Annotated in this window: 13 protein-coding genes and 1 pseudogene; 9 read left to right on the top strand and 5 right to left on the bottom strand. The window is 61.9% G+C overall.

Translation table 11 applies throughout. The features are described 5' to 3' along the window. Positions 1 to 4 precede the first annotated feature (4 nt). A complete protein-coding gene (locus C7411_RS35610; RefSeq protein ID WP_110388824.1) occupies positions 5 to 583 on the bottom strand; it encodes a UbiX family flavin prenyltransferase in 579 nt (192 codons plus the stop codon). A 295-nt stretch (positions 584 to 878) separates the two neighbouring features. Between C7411_RS35610 and C7411_RS35605 the strand changes: the two genes are divergently transcribed. The 5 genes from C7411_RS35605 to C7411_RS35585 all read left to right on the top strand — a co-directional run bounded on the left by C7411_RS35605 (position 879) and on the right by C7411_RS35585 (position 7,443). Beyond that, complete coding sequence (locus tag C7411_RS35605; RefSeq protein ID WP_110388823.1) at positions 879 to 1,970, top strand: porin; 1,092 nt, start codon at positions 879 to 881, stop codon at positions 1,968 to 1,970. A 225-nt stretch (positions 1,971 to 2,195) separates the two neighbouring features. Beyond that, positions 2,196 to 3,593 carry an MFS transporter gene (locus C7411_RS35600; protein ID WP_110388822.1) on the top strand — a complete coding sequence of 466 codons (1,398 nt, stop codon included), beginning with the start codon at positions 2,196 to 2,198 and terminating at the stop codon, positions 3,591 to 3,593. A 117-nt stretch (positions 3,594 to 3,710) separates the two neighbouring features. Next, positions 3,711 to 5,138, top strand: a complete 1,428-nt coding sequence (gene leuC, locus C7411_RS35595; RefSeq protein ID WP_110388821.1) for a 3-isopropylmalate dehydratase large subunit — start codon at positions 3,711 to 3,713, stop codon at positions 5,136 to 5,138. Continuing rightward, positions 5,138 to 5,770 carry a 3-isopropylmalate dehydratase small subunit gene (gene leuD, locus C7411_RS35590; protein ID WP_110388820.1) on the top strand — a complete coding sequence of 211 codons (633 nt, stop codon included), beginning with the start codon at positions 5,138 to 5,140 and terminating at the stop codon, positions 5,768 to 5,770. Before leuC ends, leuD begins: the two co-directional genes overlap by 1 nt. Positions 5,771 to 5,814: 44 nt before the next feature. Next, the gene (locus C7411_RS35585) at positions 5,815 to 7,443 is read left to right on the top strand and encodes a methyl-accepting chemotaxis protein (protein WP_110388819.1); all 1,629 of its coding nucleotides are present in this window, start codon (positions 5,815 to 5,817) and stop codon (positions 7,441 to 7,443) included. Between the two features lie 24 nt (positions 7,444 to 7,467). Here C7411_RS35585 and C7411_RS35580 read toward each other — a convergent pair whose 3' ends face one another. Further along, positions 7,468 to 8,652 (bottom strand): porin, encoded by a 1,185-nt coding sequence (locus C7411_RS35580; protein ID WP_110388818.1) that lies wholly within the window; start codon positions 8,650 to 8,652, stop codon positions 7,468 to 7,470. A gap of 362 nt (positions 8,653 to 9,014) precedes the next feature. On the opposite strand from C7411_RS35580, the pseudogene C7411_RS35575 reads away from it, so the two are divergent. Then, positions 9,015 to 9,155 (top strand): annotated as a pseudogene (locus tag C7411_RS35575) (porin); the annotation flags it as partial. 37 nt (positions 9,156 to 9,192) lie between these two features. Here C7411_RS35575 and C7411_RS35570 read toward each other — a convergent pair. Then, the gene (locus tag C7411_RS35570) at positions 9,193 to 9,675 is read right to left on the bottom strand and encodes an SET domain-containing protein (RefSeq protein WP_243413460.1); all 483 of its coding nucleotides are present in this window, start codon (positions 9,673 to 9,675) and stop codon (positions 9,193 to 9,195) included. A 260-nt stretch (positions 9,676 to 9,935) separates the two neighbouring features. Here C7411_RS35570 and C7411_RS35565 point away from each other — a divergent pair, with 260 nt between their 5' ends. After that, complete coding sequence (locus tag C7411_RS35565) at positions 9,936 to 10,391, top strand: MarR family winged helix-turn-helix transcriptional regulator (RefSeq protein ID WP_042272583.1); 456 nt, start codon at positions 9,936 to 9,938, stop codon at positions 10,389 to 10,391. A gap of 163 nt (positions 10,392 to 10,554) precedes the next feature. Here C7411_RS35565 and C7411_RS35560 read toward each other — a convergent pair whose 3' ends face one another. Next, positions 10,555 to 10,968, bottom strand: a complete 414-nt coding sequence (locus tag C7411_RS35560) for a VOC family protein (RefSeq protein ID WP_110388817.1) — start codon at positions 10,966 to 10,968, stop codon at positions 10,555 to 10,557. Positions 10,969 to 10,995: 27 nt separating this feature from the next. Then, positions 10,996 to 11,529, bottom strand: a complete 534-nt coding sequence (locus tag C7411_RS35555) for a helix-turn-helix transcriptional regulator (protein ID WP_110388816.1) — start codon at positions 11,527 to 11,529, stop codon at positions 10,996 to 10,998. A gap of 139 nt (positions 11,530 to 11,668) precedes the next feature. Between C7411_RS35555 and C7411_RS37235 the strand changes: the two genes are divergently transcribed. Then, positions 11,669 to 11,917 (top strand): hypothetical protein, encoded by a 249-nt coding sequence (locus C7411_RS37235; protein ID WP_133253756.1) that lies wholly within the window; start codon positions 11,669 to 11,671, stop codon positions 11,915 to 11,917. Between the two features lie 65 nt (positions 11,918 to 11,982). Further along, the coding region (locus tag C7411_RS35550; protein ID WP_165822968.1) for an aromatic amino acid lyase at positions 11,983 to 12,185 on the top strand (203 nt) is incomplete at its 3' end.

Here is a 12,185-nt window from a genome sequence, read left to right as displayed (position 1 = left end):
AATCTCACATGCCCCAGCGATGCACGACCGGGGTCTCGATGCCAAAGAGATCGAGCACCCGGCCGAGCGTGTGATCGACCATCTCGTCGAGCGATTCCGGGTTCGCGTAGAATGCCGGCACGGGCGGGTAGACGATCGCGCCGGCTTCCGTCACGCTGGTCATGCTGCGCAGGTGACCGAGATGCAGCGGAGTTTCACGCACCATCAGCACGAGTCGACGGCGCTCCTTGAGCGTGACGTCGGCTGCGCGCGAGAGCAGGCCGCTCGTCACACCCGTGGCGATTTCCGAGAGCGTGCGGATCGAACAGGGCGCGACGATCATGCCCATAACGGGGAACGATCCGCTTGAAATGGCCGCGCCGATGTCCGTGTTCGGATAGGTCACGGTGGCGAGTGCACGCACGTCGGCGACGCTGAATTGCGATTCGTGCGCGAGCGTGACCTGCGCGGAGCGGCTCATGACCAGATGCGACTCGATGTCGAGCTGCCTGAGCAACTGCAGCAGTCGGACACCATAGACGACACCCGAGGCGCCGCTGATGCCCACGATCATGCGACGGGGCGGTACTGCGCTGAAATGCATTCGTGCTCTCCGTTTAAACGGTAACTGGCTCTGAGTATCGCGGATGGTAGCACGTTGATTAATTATTTCGGCTGCCTTATGAAGTTTTTTAGACCTGGTGGGTAAATACCCTGGCTGAGTATTCGAAATGTTCTATTGGTTGATAAACAATTCGCGATTCAAAACGTGAATTGAAGTCGCTAAACTTTGTCCGGCATCAAAGAAGGGCGCGTCAAGGAGCGGCCAGAAGGGACTGCGCGATGCACGGCGCCGGCGCTGATGGGTGACCGGCGAACGATAAAAACATTGGAGACACGTGTTGAGAACTTGTTTGCTCGTCGGCGGTTGCGCCGCGATCCTGGCTGGCCCAGTCTGGGCGCAGTCGTCAGTGACCCTGTATGGCAGCATCGACGTCGGCGTGGACTTCGTGTCCAACTCGCAGGGCAAGCAGCTGTTTCAGGTATCGTCCGGCAAGCGGACGCCGGATCGCTGGGGGCTGTTGATCAAGGAGGACCTGGGCGGAGGCAACACGGCGTTTGCGCGGCTCGAATCCGGGTTTCTGACCAACACGGGTGCGCAGATCAACCCGACCAGCTTCTTCAATCGCGACGCCTATGTGGGCCTTTCGAACGACCGCTGGGGCTCGCTGAGCTTGGGCAACATCAACGACTTTGTCTATCAGTACGTGGGCCGACTGAACAACTCGGTACCGGGCATCTCGTCCTTCTATACGCCGGGCAACCTGGACGGCCTCGCGAATACACACGCGCTGAACAACGCCGTGAAGTACGAGACGATCGACTTCCACGGCTTCCAGGCCGGCGTCATGAACGCGTTCGGCAACCAGCCGGGCGATTTCAGCGCGGGGCGCCAGTACAGCTTCGGCGCCCAGTACCTGAACGGACCGGTGATGCTCGGCGTGGCGTACACGATGTCTCACAACCGTACGGCAGACATCTTCGGCACCTTCAGCCTGCCTTCGCTGCTCGGCCAGCGGTTGAAACAGGGCACGATGTTCAACGCGAGCCGTTACAGCACACTCGCCGCAGGCGGTTCGCTTGCGATCGGCAGGTTTACGCCTCACGTCACATATTCAGGCGTGAAGCTCGAGAACAGCAAAGGCGCTGCGACGCTGAACAATTATCAAGTCGGCGTAAACACCGACCTGACCGGCAACGGCGCATACATTCTTGGTCTTTCATGGGACCACTCGCTGTTTCAGGGCCTCGTCATCAATCAGTACAACCTGTTCGCGACTGACTATCTCTCGAAGAGCACGCAGGTGTATGCGGGTGTCGGCCTGCAACGCGCCTCGGGCCCCGGCGCGCGCGCCGCGCAGTTCGGCTATCAGCCCTCGACGACGGGCAGCCAGACTGTTGCGCGCATCGGTATCAATCATATGTTCTGATGAGTCGGAGGTGCGATCGTGCGATGAAATGAGAACGTAATATAGCGAGCGCAAAGCGGATTATTCACATATTTCGATCTCTTCATCGCGAATTTTTGATTGAGCCGCACGGGACCGCCACTTATATTGTGGCTCCGGCCGTGGCGCCGCCATGAGGAATAATGCAACAGCGCGAGCGGGCGCGCCTGACGGCGCGCTCGTCCACGTGAGGTAAATGGGACACACATGCAAGCAGACCGGACTTTCAACATCGCGACACTGGTAGAAGAGCAGAAAACGGGACGCTTCGCCGTCGGCCTGCTGTTCTGGTGTTTCCTGATCATGCTGATGGACGGCTACGATCAAACGGCCGTTTCGTTCGCGGCGCCGGCCATCATCAAGGACTGGCACGTCGCGCGCAGTGGCTTTGGCACCGTATTCGGCGCGGGGCTGTTCGGCACGCTGATCGGTTCGTTCATTTTCGGCTATCTCGGCGACCGTCTCGGCCGCAAGAAGGCGATCATCATCGGCAGTTTGTTCTTCGGTCTGCTGACGTATGCCTCGGTGTGGGCGACGTCGCTGCAGGAACTGATGCTGCTGCGATTTCTTGCTGGCATCGGCATGGGCGGCGTGGTGCCGAACTCGGTTGCTCTCGTTGCCGAATATGCGCCCAAACGCCTTCGCGCGACGTGGGTCACGCTGATGTTCTCCGGTTTTTCGATTGGCGCGGGATCGGGCGGCCTGGTTTCGTCGGCGCTGATTCATCGCTTCGGTTGGCCGGTGATGTTCGCCGTGGGCGGCGGCGGGTCGCTGCTCGTCGCGCTGCTATTGATCTTCACATTGCCCGAATCGGCGAAGCTGCTCGTGATTCGTCAGCGCAATCCGCAGATGTTGCGCCGCCTGATGGCGCGTCTGCGTCCCGAGTTGGACATTCCCGCTGACGCGCATTTCGTGGCAGGCGAAGTGCGCGAGAAACAGCGCTTCGTACTGAAGCTGATCTTTTCCGATGGTCTTGCGGTCATTACGCCGCTGCTGTGGATCGTATTCATCGCCAACTCGATGGCGCTTTACTTCCTGCAGAACTGGCTGCCGATCCTGATGGAAGGCATGGGCATCGATCCGCGCGGCGCGGGGCTCATCACGATGATGTTCTCGGTGGGCGGCGTGATCGGAGGCCTGATTTTGTGCCGCTTTGTCGACAAGCACGGCGTGCTCGCCATCATTTCACTGCCGGTCATCGGCTTCCCGGTCGTGGCGCTGCTGGGCCACGGTTCGTCGCAAGGCTGGCTGATGCTCGCCGTGTTCGCCACCGGCTTTTGCGTGGTCGGCGCCCAATACGGGCTGTATGCGGTCGCGGGCATGATCTATCCCACCTCGTTCCGTTCGGCGGGCGTGGGGAGCGCGATATCGGTGGGCAAAATCGGTTCTGTTTCGGGGCCGGTGATCGGCGGCGTTCTGCTCTCGATGCACCTGCCGATCACGGAGCTTTTTTACCTGGCTTCCCTGTTGTTTCTGGTTGCTGCTGTGTTCTCGACGGTCCTTGCGCTACTCTATCGCGCACGGTTCAGCGAACAAGCGGCGCCTGTCGTGGCACCCGAAGGGACCGCCGAACAGATGCAGCGTTCGCTGCTTCACGACTCGTAATCGTTCTTCCTTGTAGCTTCCCGTTGCGTTCGCGACGGGAAGTGTGGCGCCGATGTCGAATCGAAGTCACACGGCGCTGGATAATTCGACATCCTAAGATACATAACCGCCAGTCCAATGAGCAAAACCCTCTACGAAAAGATCTTCGATTCGCACGCGGTGCGCACGGACGCGGACGGTACGACGTTGCTCTACATCGACCGTCATCTGCTGAACGAGGTGACGAGTCCGCAGGCGTTTGAATCGCTGCGGCACGAGCGGCGGCCCGTGTGGCGTCCGCGCGCGAACCTCGCGGTGGCCGACCACAACGTGCCGACGACGGCGCGCGACCTCGGTATCGTCGACTCCATTTCCCGTATTCAGGTGGATGCGCTGCGCGAGAATTGTCAGCGCAACGACATCGCCCACTATGGCATGGAGGACGTGCGTCAAGGCATCGTACACGTCGTCGCGCCGGAGCTTGGCGCCACGTTGCCGGGCATGACGATCGTCTGCGGCGACTCGCATACCAGCACGCATGGCGCGCTCGGGGCGCTCGCGTTCGGCATCGGGACTTCGGAAATCGAGCACGTGCTAGCCACGCAAACGCTTGTCACGCGGCGCAGCCGCACGATGCGCGTGACGTTGAACGGTGTACTGCCTGTGGGTTGTTCGGCAAAAGACCTCGCGCTTGCCGTGATCGGCATGCTTGGAACCGCTGGCGCGACTGGCTACGCGATCGAATTCGCGGGTCCCGTGGTACGGGCGTTGTCGATGGAAGGACGCATGACGCTCTGCAATATGTCGATCGAAGCGGGCGCACGGGCCGGTCTGATTGCCGTGGACGATACCACGCTCGACTATTGCCGCACACGCGAGCGAGCGCCCCGTGGTGAGGCCTGGGACCGCGCGGCTTGCGTCTGGCGCAACCTGCGCTCGGACGACGACGCGCGCTTCGACACCGAGCACAGCCTCGACGTCTCGGCGCTCGCGCCGCAGGTGACATGGGGTACATCGCCCGAGATGGTCACGGCGATTCACGGACGTGTGCCCGATCCGACGGACATGGAGGATGCGGGACGGCGCGCGTCGTACAAGCGTGCACTCGAGTACATGGACCTGCAGGCACTCACGCCGATCGAGGCGATTGCAATCGATAAGGTGTTCATTGGCTCGTGTACGAACGGGCGTCTCGAAGACCTCCGCGCGGCCGCCGACGTTCTCCGCACGGCGGGCGGTCGTATTGCACCGAACGTGCGACTCGCGCTCGCGGTGCCGGGTTCGCAACAGGTCAAACGCGAGGCGCAAGCGCTGGGACTTCATGAGGTATTCATCGACGCAGGCTTCGAATGGCGCGAGCCGGGTTGTTCGATGTGCCTTGCGATGAACGCCGACCGGCTGGAACCCGGCGAGCGTGTCGCCTCCACGTCGAATCGCAATTTCGAAGGGCGCCAGGGCGCGGGCGGACGCTCACATCTTGTGAGTCCGGCGATGGCGGCCGCTGCCGCGCTTGCGGGTCGCTTTGTCGACGTCAGAAAGATCGTGAAGGTAACGGGAGGTCAATGATGGAGCCCTTCGTCTCTCACGCGGGCCTTGTCGTGCCGCTCGATCGCGACAATGTGGACACTGACGCGATCATCCCCAGGCAGTTCATGAAATCGATTGCGCGCACGGGTTTCGGGCCGTACCTGTTCGACGAATGGCGCTACGAGGATCCCGGCTACTACGGCAAGCCCGTCGATGAACGGGTACCGAAAGACTCGTTCGTGCTGAATATGCCGCGTTATGCGGGCGCCTCGGTGCTGCTTGCGCGCCGCAATTTCGGCTGCGGCAGTTCGCGCGAACACGCACCTTGGGCGCTGCATCAGTACGGTTTTCGGGTGCTCGTGGCCGAGAGTTTCGCAGACATTTTTTTCAACAACTGCTGCAAGAACGGCATTTTGCCGGTGCGGCTCGAAGCGGCGTCGATCGGCCGGTTGATGAGCGCGGTGGACGCGACGCCCGGTTATCGGCTACGCGTCGATCTGGGCGCGCAAACCGTAACCGCGCCCGATGGCGAGCGCTGGAGCTTCGAGATTGCGCCTGCGCTCAAGGCGCTGCTGCTTGCAGGGCTCGATGAGACCGGGGCGACGCTTGAACTGGCTGACGCGATTCGCGCGTTCGAATCCGGACATCTCGAAGGTTCGCCGTGGCTGTAAGCGACGCGATTGCCTGATTCCCGACCACGATTACGAGTTGCGCCATGACGCCTCATTTCGCTGCTGACTTTCCCGATTCCGTAGGCGAGAGCTTTAAGCCGTATACCGGTCTGCGTACTGTCCGCGCGAAGGCGATGTCGCTTCAGGCACGGCTCGCGCTCACGATCGTGCTGCTTGCAGCAATCATGACCGGCATTGGGGCGCTTGGTCTCGCCGGCGCCTGGCGCGCGAATCGCGCGAATCAGGACACTTACCAAAACAAGCTGACGGCCGCCGTGCACATCGGCAACGCGGAACTGTTGATCGGACGTACACGTCTCGTCCTCGGCGGTGCGATGGCACAGCCCGACGGGCCGCACGCGCGGGAGCAGATCTCGCATGCGAGTGAATTCTTCAGACAATCGGACGAAGAATGGCGTGCATTCGTCGACGAACCCCATGAACCCGGCGAAGCGCCGTTGATCGAGGCTGCGACCCAGCGGCGCGCGCCGATGCGTGAGGCGATGAATGCCTTCATCGATGCACTGAAAGCCGGCGACCGCGACGGCGCACAACGTATCGGCACGGTGCAACTGAGCCCGCTCTTCAACGCGATGAGCGAAGCGAACGACGCGTTGAAGCGAACCCTCTACGCGAACGCGGAACGTAGCTACGACGCCGCTGAACGCTATTTTCGCCTGTTTTTCACGGTGTCGGTGACAATGACTCTATTCGGCATTGCCGCTGCGGTCTTCAGCTGGGTAGCCTTGCGCCGAGCGATCATGATGCCGCTCAACGAGGCACTGACACACTTCGAGGCAATTGCGGCAGGCGACTTGCAGCGTACGTTTGCAAGCCATCGCGCCGACGAAATGGGTCTCCTGCTCGACGGGCTGCGCGACATGCAGAGACGGCTCGCGCAGACTGTTACCGCTGTGCGGTCGAGCAGCCAATCGATTGGTACCGCGACCCGTGAGATAGCGGCAGGCACGCTCGATCTGTCGTCGCGCACGGAGGAGCAGGCGGCCTCGCTCGAGCAAACTGCCGCGAGCATGACGGAACTGACGGAGACGGTCCGCCAGAACGCGGCACGAGCCCAGGAGGCCCATGTGATTGCCGATGAAGCGGCGAAGGCGGCGGGCGATGGCAGCAGGGCGATTGCGCGGGTGAGCGGCTCGATGGAGCACATCGAATCGAGCGCGCACAGAATTGCGGACATCACAGGCATCATCGAAGGCATTGCTTTTCAAACCAACATCCTTGCGCTGAACGCGGCGGTCGAAGCGGCGCGCGCAGGCATGCATGGGCGCGGCTTCGCCGTGGTTGCCACGGAGGTGCGTTCGCTGGCGCACCATGTGACGGCGGCGGCGAAGGAAATCGCCGATCTGGTCAATGATGCAGTGCGCGCGGCGTCGGACGGCACGACGATGGTCGTCGAGGCCGAGCAGTCGATGGGACGTATCTCTCATGCGGCGGCGCGTTTCGCGGCCATGATGGGCGACATCGTGTCCTGCGCCGGGGAGCAGCGTGCAGGCATCGAGCAGGTCGATGTCGCAATCAATCTCATGGATGCAATCACGCAGCAGAACGCTGCGCTCGTCGAAGAGGCGAGCGCAGCCGCGCAAGCGCTCGAACAGCAGTCCCGCGAACTGGAGCGGCAAGTGGCGAGTTTCCGCGTCGCGCAGGCGGGGTAGCGTCACGGCGCCACTCAACGTCCCTTAGAAGCGGGTCAGCATGCCGACGGCGGCCATCACCTGATTGCCCGTCGCCGAGAAACCGCCGGCGTTATACAACGCTGCGACGTTGTTGTGACCGATTGCGCGCTGGTACATCGCTTCACCGTACACTTCCGTGCGCTTCGACAGCGAGTAGCGCGCAATCGCGTTGACCTGATTCCACTTCGGATCGGAGCTGACGTTCGACTTGCTCACACCGTTCAGATGACCGTCCGTGAAAGTATCCATGAGGCCGAGAGACAGCGCCGGCGTCAGTGCGTACTTGACGTTCAGTTCATAGTTGTCGAAGTGAGTTGAACCGCTCGCCGGGTTCAGGCCGAAGGCCGACGTGTTCTGATACTGGCTGTGCGTGTAGACGAAGTTGACCGCCGCCGGGCCGAACGTATAGCCGACCCCTGCACCGACCGTTCGCTGCACATCCGCCGTCAAGTTGCCGCCGCCCGCGGTCGACTTGAACTCGCTGGGGTCAGCCGCAACGTTCTGATTTGCTGTTCCTGCGGGGCTACTCGCCGCCGCCGAGCCGTTGATCTGGAGGTAGGCCGCTGCGAAGCGCAGCGGGCCGTTGTTGTAGCTCGCACCGGCGCTGTATGCACGGTCGACGGCGAAACTCGTGCTGTTGCTGAACGCGTACATGCCGCCGAACTTGAAGCCGGCGTAGTCGATGCTGGCGAACTTCACCGAGTTGCTGAAACGCACAGTATGTTGAAGGTTGTCGTTGTCGTACACGTGCGCGAAGCCCGCGTCGCCGAACGTGCCTGCCGTGCCGGACAGCGGCGAGACGAAGTCGACCATCGAGTCATACTGACGACCCATCGTCAAGGTGCCGTACTGATCGCCACTCACGCCGACAAATGCTTGACGGCCGAACATGCGGCCACCCTGGCCGAGCGTGCCGTTGTTGACGTTGAAACCGTTTTCGAGCACGAAGATAGCATGCAGGCCGCCGCCCAGGTCCTCGCTGCCGCGCAGGCCGAAGCGGCTGCCGCTGATATTGCCGCTTGCGAGTGCGACGCGCGCGCTACCGTGGCCGGGGGCACCGTTCTGAACGTTGTTCGTATATGCGATGCCGGCGTCGATCAGACCGTAGAGGGTAACCGAGCTCTGTGCGTTTGCAGCGGACGCAGCAGATGCTGCGCAAACGGCGACGGCAATGGAGATCTTCTTCATAAGGTGGACTCGATGGCATGAGAGGGAGACGCGGCCTCAGTCTATAGTCGGGTCCGGGACAGAAGCCAGTTCGGCCTGAAAAAAATACTGCTGAACACAAAAGAAATATTTCATAAATTCGTAGCAATTGAGCTGCGATTTGGCTTTGTGCCTTGTGGAAATACGGGTAACAAACCAATTCGTTTCCACTGCAAGTTGTTCCGCTGCAACAGCGATCGCTCGCCAGGCAGGTTTCTCCAAAACATTGTTCGTGGTGGACTGCGTCGGATTGCTAAGTGCTTAGAGATGGCGGCGCTTTTGAGCGCTCACAATGCGGTACGAAGCAATTGTTTCGCGTCGTCCGGGCGGCAACAATCTTTGAGGCCCGCCGGTATGACAACGACGACCTCAACAACTCGTTTCGCGCGAACAACGCGGTCAAGTACGCGAGCGCGAACTACGGCAGCGCGAAGTTCGGCGTGCGCTACGCCTTCTCGAACGAAGCGGGCGGCTTCGACACGAACGACGGCGCGAACAGCCTTGTCCTTGTGCAGATGCAGCCTAAAGCAGGCTGCCAACGCTGACGACACTGCTGATGCCGGCGTCCGCGCGAACAGCGGCGCCGGCGAGCATCGTTCCGCGGCACGCCGGCGCACCGCAGCGGCAGGCGTATTCGCGCAGGCTGTCTTCGCAGGCGTCGTCGGGCAGTTCGAGCGCGTAGTCGATGAATAGCTCTTCGCCCGGCAGGATGTCGCGGCACGCGTCGATGAACACGTGGCCGTCGATTTCGATGGTTTCGCAGTTCGCCTGGCATGCATGATTGAGCCAGCGCGCCCAGTTGCCGCCCTGGCCGCCGTCGATCACGCGGCCATCGGAAAGGCCGAAGAGAAACGTATGCGCGCCGTCTTCACGCAGACGATAACGCCGGGCCGCGCTGCGCCAGCTCATGATCTTGCCTTTGTATTCGAAGATGCGCTCGCCGGCCCGCAGGGGGCGCAGCGCATAGACGCCTTTTCCGTGCACCGGCGATTGCCGGACAGTCATTCGTTTGCTCATGGCCATCTTCGCGCGTTGAACGCGTGCAGTATAAGCGGCCACGATGAAAGCGAGTGATGAAAATAGTTATGGCCATCGACGCCGTGTATTGCGCCTTCACACGCTGCGTGCACCGTATTGAAGCGGACGGCGCCCGACTCGCCCGCTTCTGGCATGTGTGTGCCCCACAGTTGACCTCACGGGCAGGATCAGGGCAACATACCCGGGTTTCTTTCGCGGGTTTCCGGATCCAATTCTCGAGTGGGCATATGGCAAGCACGAATGAGCCAGGCGCAGACGCCTCGCTGACCTATCGGCTGAAGGCATTGACCAAGATCGCCGACCGCATGAGCAGCGAGATGTCGCGCGACAAGCTGGGTGTGCCGTATCCGGAGGCGAGCATCATCGCCGCGATCGGCACGTTCGGTCCGCAGACCGTGATGGACATCTCGCGGCGTGCCAACCTCGACAAGAGTCAGGCGAGCCGCACAGTCGAAGCCATGCTCTCGAAGGAGATCCTCGCGCGCACGGGCAACGACAAGGACGGGCGCAGCGTCATCATTTCGCTTACCGCCGAAGGCCGCAAGATTTTCAGGAAGATCGGCCCGACCCTGGACAAGCGCGACAGCGACCTTTACCACGGGCTGAACGAGGCCGAGCGCGTTGCGCTGCGTTTTCTGCTCGACAAGATCCTCGCGTCACACGGCTGGGACGCCACGCCCTGACCGCCTCCCTGTGCGTGCATGAATTTCCGGCACGCGATCAGTCATTGAATTGTCATCAAATTGCCACCGTGAAGCGCAGCCGCCGCTTCGTGGCGGACGAGGCGTTCTGGTGATCGAAGACGCTGCCGAAGCCATCGCCTTTGAAGCCGCGCATGCATAGCCGCTATGACTGCTTTGGCGCCTGGATCATCTTCCAGCCGTTGCCGGCAGGATCGCGGAAACCCGCGTCGACGCTGCCGTAGCGGTCGACCGGCTCCTGGGTGAATTCCACGCCCAGGCCCTTCAGGCGCTCATAGCTCGCGCGGCAGTCCGCCACGGCGAGCACGAGGGGCGGCATGGCGCCCTTGGCGACCATGGCGCGCAGCGTTTGCGCAGTGGCCTCGTCGTGAACGGGCGGCCCGGGCAGGAAGAGTCCGAGCTGGAACGATGGCTGCTGCGGGTGCTGGACCGTGAGCCAGCGATACGCACCATTGCGTACGTCGGTATGCACGCGGAATCCGAGTTTGTCGACGTAGAACTTGAGCGCTTCGTCCTGGTCGTCGACGTACAGGCCCACTACATTGATACCCTGATTCATGACACCTCCCTGACTAGTGACCGCACTTCAGGGCCGCACTTTAGCGTTGCCCGCACGCCGCCGCTTCTCCAAAACTGCTGTGGTGAGGTCGGGGCGCTGCGCGGCTTTCAGCACGCAAGCGGGCACGCGGTCGATCCCGGGCAGGTCGGCCCGCGCCCGAACGCGCAGGGCGCTGGGGCTCGAGCCAGTCACGTCGCGAAACGTGCGGCCAAAGGTACCAAGACTCTCCCAGCCGGTGGCGAAGGCGATATCCGTGATGTCGAGATCGGTGTCGCGCAGCAGGGTGGTGGCCTGCTCGATGCGTCGCGTGAGCAGGTAGCGATGCGGCGGGAGGCCGAAGGCGCGCTTGAAGGAGCGCGCGAAATGCGCTTCGGAAATGCCGCTGACCTCGGCCAGGCGCTTGACGGGCCAGGCTTCGTGAGAGGCGGCGTCCATGCGGTCTTTCGCGCGTAACAGACGGCGCAGCAGGGCCGGGTCCAGGAGGGGTTCGGCCTCGGGCGGCTCCGGATGCGCGTTGTTGAGCGCAGGCGCATCGACGTGGAGGGCTGCGCTGGCTGGCATGCATTCGTCTGGAGTGGGCTGCATGCCGGTAGTTTAGGCTCAACGGCGAGCGATGGCCGACGTTTGGCTTTCGATTGGTTGGGCCTGCCAGGCGTCGCTCACTGCGATTTGCTCGCGGAGGCCGCGAAACGCCCATTTCGTGCGTGACGACGATCATCGTGCGGCCTTCCTCTGCGATCGTCTTGTCGATCTTCGCCTTGAGGTCGGCATCTTCGTTGCCGAGATCGATGTCGAGGCTCGGCCTGGTAAATTGTCTATACAATTATCGATGCGTCGAAAAGACCGGCAATCGGTGTTACCACTTGGGGATTTCACTGTGCTGCCGCCGAAATCTGACGTACTTCAGGCATCGAAAAGTTGGGGTTCGGGTATACGTGAAGCAGATTGAACTTGTATAGACAAGATCGCTTCGGTAATCTGATTCGACCTTGTCCAGACAACTTTGACGCTGCAATGAACATCAAACTGACTCCCGGCCATCTGACCCTGCCCCAACTGCGCCAGATCGCGCGCGAGGCAGTGCGGCTCGAGCTCGATCCGGCCAGCTTCGCCGCCATCGATGCGGGCGCACGCGCCGTTGCCGAGATCACGGCGAAGGGCGAGCCCGCCTACGGCATCAATACGGGCTTCGGGCGTCTGGCGAGCACGCATATCCC

This window comes from Paraburkholderia silvatlantica (genome assembly GCF_003096715.1).
In the GTDB taxonomy this organism is placed as follows: domain Bacteria; phylum Pseudomonadota; class Gammaproteobacteria; order Burkholderiales; family Burkholderiaceae; genus Paraburkholderia; species Paraburkholderia silvatlantica.
Note: the sequence above shows the minus strand (reverse complement) of the source record. Positions and strands in the feature narration are given on the sequence as shown.

Coding starts and splice junctions, on each gene's coding strand:
- C7411_RS35610 (WP_110388824.1), bottom strand. CDS start 583: ATGCATTTCAGCGCAGTACCGCCCCGTCGCATGATCGTGGGCATCAGC.
- leuD (WP_110388820.1), top strand. CDS start 5,138: ATGGAGCCCTTCGTCTCTCACGCGGGCCTTGTCGTGCCGCTCGATCGC.
- C7411_RS35565 (WP_042272583.1), top strand. CDS start 9,936: ATGGCAAGCACGAATGAGCCAGGCGCAGACGCCTCGCTGACCTATCGG.
- C7411_RS35580 (WP_110388818.1), bottom strand. CDS start 8,652: ATGAAGAAGATCTCCATTGCCGTCGCCGTTTGCGCAGCATCTGCTGCG.
- C7411_RS35555 (WP_110388816.1), bottom strand. CDS start 11,529: ATGCCAGCCAGCGCAGCCCTCCACGTCGATGCGCCTGCGCTCAACAAC.
- C7411_RS35560 (WP_110388817.1), bottom strand. CDS start 10,968: ATGAATCAGGGTATCAATGTAGTGGGCCTGTACGTCGACGACCAGGAC.
- C7411_RS35585 (WP_110388819.1), top strand. CDS start 5,815: ATGACGCCTCATTTCGCTGCTGACTTTCCCGATTCCGTAGGCGAGAGC.
- C7411_RS35570 (WP_243413460.1), bottom strand. CDS start 9,675: ATGACTGTCCGGCAATCGCCGGTGCACGGAAAAGGCGTCTATGCGCTG.
- leuC (WP_110388821.1), top strand. CDS start 3,711: ATGAGCAAAACCCTCTACGAAAAGATCTTCGATTCGCACGCGGTGCGC.
- C7411_RS35600 (WP_110388822.1), top strand. CDS start 2,196: ATGCAAGCAGACCGGACTTTCAACATCGCGACACTGGTAGAAGAGCAG.